At 46.9% G+C, this 7,530-nt stretch carries 8 protein-coding genes, 1 tRNA gene and 2 rRNA genes; 1 reads left to right on the plus strand and 10 read right to left on the minus strand.

What is annotated here, in order from left to right:
* Positions 1–38: 38 nt before the first annotated feature.
* From tatC to KTG14_RS11750, 3 genes are all read right to left on the minus strand, one after another.
* Complete coding sequence (tatC, locus tag KTG14_RS11740) at positions 39–812, minus strand: twin-arginine translocase subunit TatC (protein WP_216971123.1); 774 nt, start codon at positions 810–812, stop codon at positions 39–41.
* A gap of 20 nt (positions 813–832) precedes the next feature.
* Positions 833–1,036 carry a twin-arginine translocase TatA/TatE family subunit gene (locus KTG14_RS11745; RefSeq protein WP_216971124.1) on the minus strand — a complete coding sequence of 68 codons (204 nt, stop codon included), beginning with the start codon at positions 1,034–1,036 and terminating at the stop codon, positions 833–835.
* 90 nt (positions 1,037–1,126) lie between these two features.
* The gene (locus KTG14_RS11750) at positions 1,127–1,759 is read right to left on the minus strand and encodes a redox-sensing transcriptional repressor Rex (RefSeq protein WP_068460450.1); all 633 of its coding nucleotides are present in this window, start codon (positions 1,757–1,759) and stop codon (positions 1,127–1,129) included.
* 130 nt (positions 1,760–1,889) lie between these two features.
* Here KTG14_RS11750 and KTG14_RS11755 point away from each other — a divergent pair, with 130 nt between their 5' ends.
* Entirely contained in the window at positions 1,890–3,833 is a 1,944-nt protein-coding gene (locus tag KTG14_RS11755; RefSeq protein WP_216971125.1) for an ABC-F family ATP-binding cassette domain-containing protein, read from the plus strand.
* 360 nt (positions 3,834–4,193) lie between these two features.
* On the opposite strand, the gene tsaD is transcribed toward KTG14_RS11755, so the two are convergent.
* From tsaD to KTG14_RS11790, 7 genes are all read right to left on the minus strand, one after another.
* Entirely contained in the window at positions 4,194–5,225 is a 1,032-nt protein-coding gene (tsaD, locus tag KTG14_RS11760; protein ID WP_216971126.1) for a tRNA (adenosine(37)-N6)-threonylcarbamoyltransferase complex transferase subunit TsaD, read from the minus strand.
* Complete coding sequence (gene rimI / locus KTG14_RS11765; protein ID WP_216971127.1) at positions 5,218–5,673, minus strand: ribosomal protein S18-alanine N-acetyltransferase; 456 nt, start codon at positions 5,671–5,673, stop codon at positions 5,218–5,220. Before rimI ends, tsaD begins: the two co-directional genes overlap by 8 nt.
* On the minus strand, positions 5,670–6,362 hold the full coding sequence (tsaB, locus tag KTG14_RS11770; protein ID WP_216971128.1) for a tRNA (adenosine(37)-N6)-threonylcarbamoyltransferase complex dimerization subunit type 1 TsaB: 693 nt from the start codon (positions 6,360–6,362) through the stop codon (positions 5,670–5,672). Before tsaB ends, rimI begins: the two co-directional genes overlap by 4 nt.
* The gene (gene tsaE / locus KTG14_RS11775; protein ID WP_216971129.1) at positions 6,359–6,811 is read right to left on the minus strand and encodes a tRNA (adenosine(37)-N6)-threonylcarbamoyltransferase complex ATPase subunit type 1 TsaE; all 453 of its coding nucleotides are present in this window, start codon (positions 6,809–6,811) and stop codon (positions 6,359–6,361) included. Before tsaE ends, tsaB begins: the two co-directional genes overlap by 4 nt.
* Before the next feature lie 119 nt (positions 6,812–6,930).
* Positions 6,931–7,003 (minus strand) — tRNA-Asp (locus tag KTG14_RS11780).
* Between the two features lie 9 nt (positions 7,004–7,012).
* Positions 7,013–7,128: ribosomal RNA gene (gene rrf, locus KTG14_RS11785) — 5S ribosomal RNA — on the minus strand.
* 67 nt (positions 7,129–7,195) lie between these two features.
* A 23S ribosomal RNA gene (locus KTG14_RS11790) occupies positions 7,196–7,530 on the minus strand; the annotation flags it as partial.

Here is a 7,530-nt window from a genome sequence, read left to right on the forward strand (position 1 = left end):
TTAGATACATTTCATTCCATACAAAAAACCTCCCGCCATTATTTCGGCGGAAGGTCTTCTGTCTGTTCTTCAATTGCCTGCTGCTGTTCTGCCCGCAGGAACTTGCGATAGCCAATGCGCGCAATAATTACACTGAATTCATAGAGCAAGATCAAAGGCAAAGTCACCAGCATATGCGAAACGATATCCGGCGGGGTAATGAATGCGGCAATCGTCACCAAAGCCAAATACGCATACTTTCGGTACTTGGTCATCATCATCGGCGTCAGAATACCGAGACGCGTCAAAAACAGCATCAATACCGGCAACTGGAAGATAAAGCCGAACGGCAAGGTAATCTGGAACAAGAACTGGAAATACTCATTGATCCCAATCGTTTCCTGGATATCCAAGCTCTCCGAGATATTAAGCATGAACCCTATGACGTACGGGAACAACACCAAATACGAAAAGGCAATGCCGCCGATGAACAGCGACACAGAAAACGGGATATATCCAAGCGTCACTTTCCGCTCCCGGTCAGAAAGCCCCGGGCTAATGAATGCCCAGAATTGGTACATAATTAATGGAGACGTGATGATCAATGCCAAAATCATCATGACCTGCATATATATCTTAATCGGATCGGTGATCTTGAAGGCATTCAAGGTCAGATTCCGCGCCTCTTCACTGAATTGCAAATAGCGGATCAGTGGCTCAGCGAGAAAGAATCCGGCAATGAGCGCGAACAGAAAGAAAACGACTATCAAGGTCAGCCGTTTTCTAAGTTCACCTATATGTTCAACTACCGTCATTTCATTTTGTTGGTTCATCGGACAAACATCCTATCGTGTTACTTGTGCTCGTCTTTCTTATCTAGATCGTTTTTCTTTGCTGTCTTGTCATCTTCATCGTCATCAGCCAATCCTTTGGTCGCGTTTTTGAATTCGCGCAAGGAAGAACCGAATGCTTTACCTAGTTCCGGCAATTTTTTCGGGCCGAAAATCAGCAAGGCGACAATCCCGATGATGATTAAACTTAGTGGACCTGGAGCCATATCAGACACCTCCTGTAGTATGCTTCTAGTGTACATGAAACAAGGCCTTTTGGCTATTTGCAATGGCCGTTCAAATGTGAAGGTTTTATGTTAATCATGCTTAATCTGGTAGATCAAAGTCTGCAGTTCAACCGATAAATCAATCGTCTGGACACGGATATGTTCCGGCACAGAAATGCGCACCGGCGTGAAGTTCAGAATGCCTTTGATGTCGGTCTCAGCGAGCCGGTCAGTGACTTCCTGAGCCGATCGCGATGGCACCGTCAAAATAACCACTTCGACTCCGTACTGCTTGATCTTCTCTTCGATCAAATCCGGATGGTACGTATCGATGCCACTAATGGTTTTGCCTTCTGGCGGACTATTCGTATCAAAGGCCAGGATGATTTTCGTATTGTGATTGCGATGGAAATTGTATTTTAAAAACGCGCTGCCGAGGCTTCCGACACCGATCAAGGCGACATTGGTCGCTTCGTCCTGGTCTAGCGTCTTACGGAAAAACGCTAAAAGCTCTTGGACCTCATAACCGTAACCTTTTTTGCCGAGTGCCCCGAGGTGGGAAAAATCGCGGCGGATAGTCGCCGAATCGATTTTCATCGCTTCACTCAACTCTTGGGAGGAGATGCGTTTTTGCCCGGCGTTGGCGAAATTCTGTAGAAATCGGTAGTACAAGGGTAGCCGCTTCGTTGTCGCTTGCGGGATTTTATGGGATTCGTCAAGCATGGGATCGCTTCCTTCTGAACTGTTGTCAAATCGTATCAATCTTACATGACAGGCCTTGATATGTAAAGGCTTGCGCAATTGCGAAGCGCACGCCCATCAGCTACACTTAAGAAGAATAGAGGTGACCCTAATGATCGTATTGCAAGTCAATCAAATCCATAAATCATTCGGTGCCGAGGAAATCATCTCAGGCGCCAAACTCGAAGTTCAGCACCGCGACCGGGTCGCACTTGTCGGCCGCAACGGTGCCGGGAAATCCACATTGCTGAAAATCATCGCCGGCGAAATGTCTTACGACAGCGGCGATTTGATCATGCCGAAAGATTTGACGATCGGCTATTTGGAACAACAAACCGACTTGAACTCAGATGCCACCGTATGGCAGGAAATGATGAAAATCTTCGCCCATTTCCGTGACCAGGAAGCAAAACTCCGTGAGCTTGAAGCCGCGATGGCCAACCCGGATGTCTACAATGACGCAGAACGTAACGGCAAAGTCATGCAGGAGTATGACTTGCTGCAAACCAACTTCAAAGACGCCGGTGGCTATCAATTTGAAGCCGATACACGCGCGGTCTTGCATGGCATGAAGTTTTATCCGGAAGACTATGAAAAGAAAATCACTTCCCTGTCAGGCGGCCAGAAAACCCGTCTCATGCTGGCCAAGCTCCTGCTTGCCAAGCCCCAGCTGCTCATACTCGATGAGCCGACCAACCACTTGGACATCGAAACCTTGAGCTGGCTCGAAAACTATTTGAAGAATTATCCCGGGGCCTTGCTCATTGTATCCCATGACCGTTATTTCCTGGACCAAGTCGTCACGCTCGTCTACGAAGTATCGCGCAAGAAGGTTCGGAAATATACCGGCAACTACAGCCGCTATTTGAGCGAAAAAGCGAAGCAATACGAGCTCGACCGCAAACATTACGAAAAAGAGCAAGGTGAAAAAGCCAAACTCGAAGATTATGTGGCCCGCAACCTAGTCCGCGCCTCCACGACCAAAATGGCGCAAAGCAGGCGGCGTGTGCTTGAGAAAACCGATTGGATGGAAGCTCCTGAAGGCGATGAAAAATCGGCCCGTTTTGGCTTTGATATCCTAAAGCAAAGCGGCAACGACGTGTTGAACATTCAGTCCTTATCGGTCGGCTACCACAATCAAGCCGTGTCGAACAACGTTGCATTAAAACTTTACCGAACCGAAAGCTTGGCGCTCGTCGGACCGAACGGTGTCGGCAAATCGACACTGCTTAAAACCATCATGAAAGAATTGCCGGCACTTGCAGGTGACATCCATTACGGCACCGGCATCCAATTCGGCTATTACGACCAGGAACAGGCCAACTTAAAAGGCAATAAGCTCGTACTCAACGAATTATGGGACGATTATCCGCATGTGAACGAAAAAGACATCCGCGGTATTCTCGGACGCTTCCTGTTCACCGGAGACGATGTGTTGAAGCCAGTGTCGACTTTATCCGGCGGCGAAAAAGCGCGTGTGGCACTCTCCAAGCTCATGATGCAAAAAGCCAACGTCCTGCTGCTTGATGAGCCGACCAACCATTTGGACCTCGATAGCAAAGAAGTGCTAGAGAACGCCTTGATCGATTATCCCGGCACACTCTTATTCGTTTCCCATGACCGCTATTTCATGAACCGGATCGCCACAAAAGTGGTTGAACTGTCCCGTGACGGTACCACCGAGTATTTAGGCGATTACGATTATTATGTCGAGAAGAAACTCGAAACTGAAGAACTCGCGGCACTCGATGCACTTGAAGCAAAAGCAAAACAACCAGAAGCACAAACGTCCTCCTCTACTTCACAAATTGACAAGGAAGCGAAAAAACTCGAACGCCAACTAGTGAGGAAGAATAGCGAAATCGAACAAGCGATGGAATCGCTCGATGAAGAAATCGCGGCAATAGAAGAACAATTATGCGAGCCCGATATTTTCCAGGACCACGAACGCGTCATGCCTTTGCAAACACGCCTTGAAGAGCTCAAGCAATCGCATGAAGCCACCATGACCGAATGGCTCGAACTACAAGAACAACTTGAAGAACTGAACTCCTGACCGCATACTGGGTATGCGGTTTTTCTTTTCTCTATATATAGGTCAATACCATTTATCAAAATAAATATTTCCACAGATTTGTGCACATCCAAGAAGTTGAAAAATCAACTATCAACAGACTTATGAACATTATCCACAGGTATTTTTTCTTTTATCCACATATTTTTCCACCTCCTAGCCTACAATATATAGGAAATCCACTAGTTATCGATAGATTATTAACAGCTTATTCACAAATTGTGCATAAGTACAAATGTTCTCTATTGACAGAAAACGTCTTTCTATGTCCTTGTAAGAATTGGCTATTATTCATAAAAAAAGAAGCAATGCCGCAATTCTCAATCAATTGCGGCACTGCTTTCAGTTAAATCCAAGAATCCAAGAATTCAAGGGCATGCCTGGACGCCCGTTCATGGCCATATCTCCTGTTAATCCTTTTTCATACATAACCGTCCCAGCCGCTGCGATCATTGCTGCATTATCGGTACAAAGCGGAAGCGGCGGAATGAAGAATGGAATACCCTCTTTTTCGAAAGTCTCAGTAAGCGATTTGCGCAATCCTTTATTGGCTGCTACACCGCCCGCTGCAATCACTTGCTTAACGCCGAATTCTCTCGCTGCGCGCAAAGTTTTTGCCGTTACGACTTCCACAACGCTGTTTTGGAATCCTGCGGCAACAGCTTCCGGCACAGGCGTTTCCCCGCGTTGTTTCATATTATGCATATAGTTCAAAACAGACGATTTCAAACCGCTGAAACTGAAATCGTAGGATCCTTCTTCCAGCCAAACCCGCGGAAAATCGACTGCTTCGGCGCTTTGATGCGCCAACCGGTCGATATGGGGCCCACCAGGATATGGCAAATTCAAGGTCCGCGCCACTTTGTCGTACGCTTCTCCTGCAGCATCGTCTCTTGTTTCGCCGATAACGGTAAAATCGCCATGCTCTTTCATCAGGATTAACTCAGTGTGTCCTCCTGAAATGACCAATGACAAAAGTGGAAACTCCATTTCCTGTTCCAAGCGATTCGCATAGATATGGCCTGCGATATGATGCACGCCCACTAGCGGCAAGCTATGTGCAAACGCAAAGGCTTTCGCTGCATTAACCCCAACTAACAAGGCCCCAACTAGCCCCGGCCCTTCTGTGACAGCTACTGCAGACAATTCAGATGGCGACAGGTTTGCCTGCTGCAAAGCTTCCTCAATGACAATCGTGATTTGTTCGACATGATGCCGCGACGCTATTTCCGGAACAACACCCCCAAAACGCTTGTGGCTCTCGATTTGCGATGCCACTACATTGGAGATAATCTCAGTTCCATTTTTCACGACCGAAGCTGCCGTTTCATCACAACTCGTTTCTATTCCCAACACAAAAATATCTTCATTCATCGAAATTCACCCACATCACTATGGCATCTTCTTGGTTATCCGTATAATACCCTTTTCGGATGCCACCATTTTGAAATCCTAGTTTCTTATACAAATTAAGCGCAGCTATATTGCTGACACGCGCTTCTAAAGTCATCAGTTTTGCGCCTTGCGCTTTGGCTTGATCCATGGCCTCTTTCATCAAAGCTTTCCCGTATTTATTGCCGCGTTGTTGAGGGGAAATGGCGATATTGGTAATATGCGCTTCGTCCATTACGAGCCACATGCCACAGTATCCAATGACCCCTTCTGCCGTTTCAGCCAGTACGTAATACGCAAATTCATTTTTCAGCATCTCTTGCTCAAACGCTTCTTTGGTCCAAGCCAGCGTAAACGATTGTTTTTCAATTTCATATACTGCATCCACATCTTGAATGGTCATTTTACGAAATTTCACTAGGTTGCTCATTGGTTTTTACCTTTTTCTGTTTTTGTCAGATTGGCTTCTGCTTCAGTGATCCGCCGATATTCCGGAACTGTATGATGGACTTCTTTGACGTTCTCCCCTCCAGCTAATGCAATCAGCTTAGAAGCACGCGGAAGTCTGTTTGGAAATGGTGCAAAATGCGCCAACTCGCCTAGCGTCTCTTCAATCAACGAGCGGTGAATTTCAAGATCGACACCCGTAAACAACACTGGACGCTCTTGCATACGAACTTGTTTCAAAAACGTCTTGAAGTCACTGTGCTGATCGGAAATTACCGTTTTCAAATGTTGCCCGTCATAAAGCGCTGTGAACACGGTACCGCGCCTTGCATCCATCACCGGGCAAACCAATCCGTCGAAGTCTTGGCCATTTGCTGCAAGCACCTTCAAACTGGATACCGAAACCAATGGGATTTTTAACGACCAAGCGAGCGTCTTGGCGATCGTCAAGCCTATTCGAACACCTGTATAAGAACCAGGTCCTTCTGCAACAACGATTTGTGTCAGATCGCCTGGAGCAATTTTTGCTTTTTTCATCAATTCCTCAATCGCCGGCATCGCTGTTAGCGAATGATTAATCTTCAGATTTTGAGTTTCTTCTATTAATACTGTATCGTCTTTCACCAAGGCGATAGCCAGCGGTGAATTTGATGTGTCGATTCCTAAAATCATTGTGTTAGCTCCCTGCATAATTTTTCATAACGGACACCGTGCGGGTAAAACTCCACTTCACGTCCTTCTTCAGACAAGCGGCGTATCACAATCTCCAAACGATCTGCCGGCAAATACTCTTCAATAAACTGAGCCCATTCAACGACGGATACTGCTTCTTCCGCAAATAATTCATCAAACCCAATATCTTCATCGCTGTTTTCCAAGCGGTATACATCAAAATGATTCAAGTTTACCCTGCCATCGTATTGTTTTAGGATGGTGAAAGTTGGGCTATTGACTGTTCGTTCGATGCCGAGCCCTTTGGCTAAACCTTTAGTAAAGGTCGTTTTTCCTGCACCTAAGTCACCTTCTAATGTAAGGAGATCTCCCGGCTCCAAAAGCGATGCTAAGCGAATAGCAAGTTCTTCTGTTTGTTGTGGCGATTGTATTGTCATCATGTAGCTCATGTCTCTTCACCTCGTTTGAGTCTTTTCATAGTTTAGCGGAGATAGCCTCGCAAATCAAAGTATATTGTTCCCATAGAAAAAGAGCACAGCGGGTTCGCTGTGCTCACTTTTGGGAATGACGGTCCCGACCGGGATCGAACCGGCGATCTCCTGCGTGACAGGCAGGCATGTTAACCGCTACACCACGGGACCAAAATTATAGACCAGCGACGTCCTACTCTCACAGGGGGAAACCCCCAACTACCATCGGCGCAAAAGAGCTTAACTTCCGTGTTCGGGATGGGAACGGGTGTGGCCTCTTTGCCATCATCACTGGACTGGTTTGAGCTTGTTCGCTCAAAACTAGATAAATCGACATTGAATTATGGAAACGCATTTCAGTTATTGGTTAAGTCCTCGATCGATTAGTATTCGTCAGCTGCACGTGTCGCCACGCTTCCACCCCGAACCTATCTACCTCATCGTCTTTGAGGGATCTTACTTGCTTGCGCAATGGGAAATCTCATCTTGAGGGGGGCTTCGTGCTTAGATGCTTTCAGCACTTATCCCGGCCACACATAGCTACCCAGCGATGCTCTTGGCAGAACAACTGGTACACCAGCGATGTGTCCATCCCGGTCCTCTCGTACTAAGGACAGCTCCTCTCAAATTTCCTGCGCCCGCGACGGATAGGGACCGAACTGTCTCACGACGTTCTGAACCCAGCTCGCGTACCGCTT

It is taken from the genome of Planococcus sp. CP5-4_YE (genome assembly GCF_019042655.1).
Lineage (GTDB): Bacteria > Bacillota > Bacilli > Bacillales_A > Planococcaceae > Planococcus.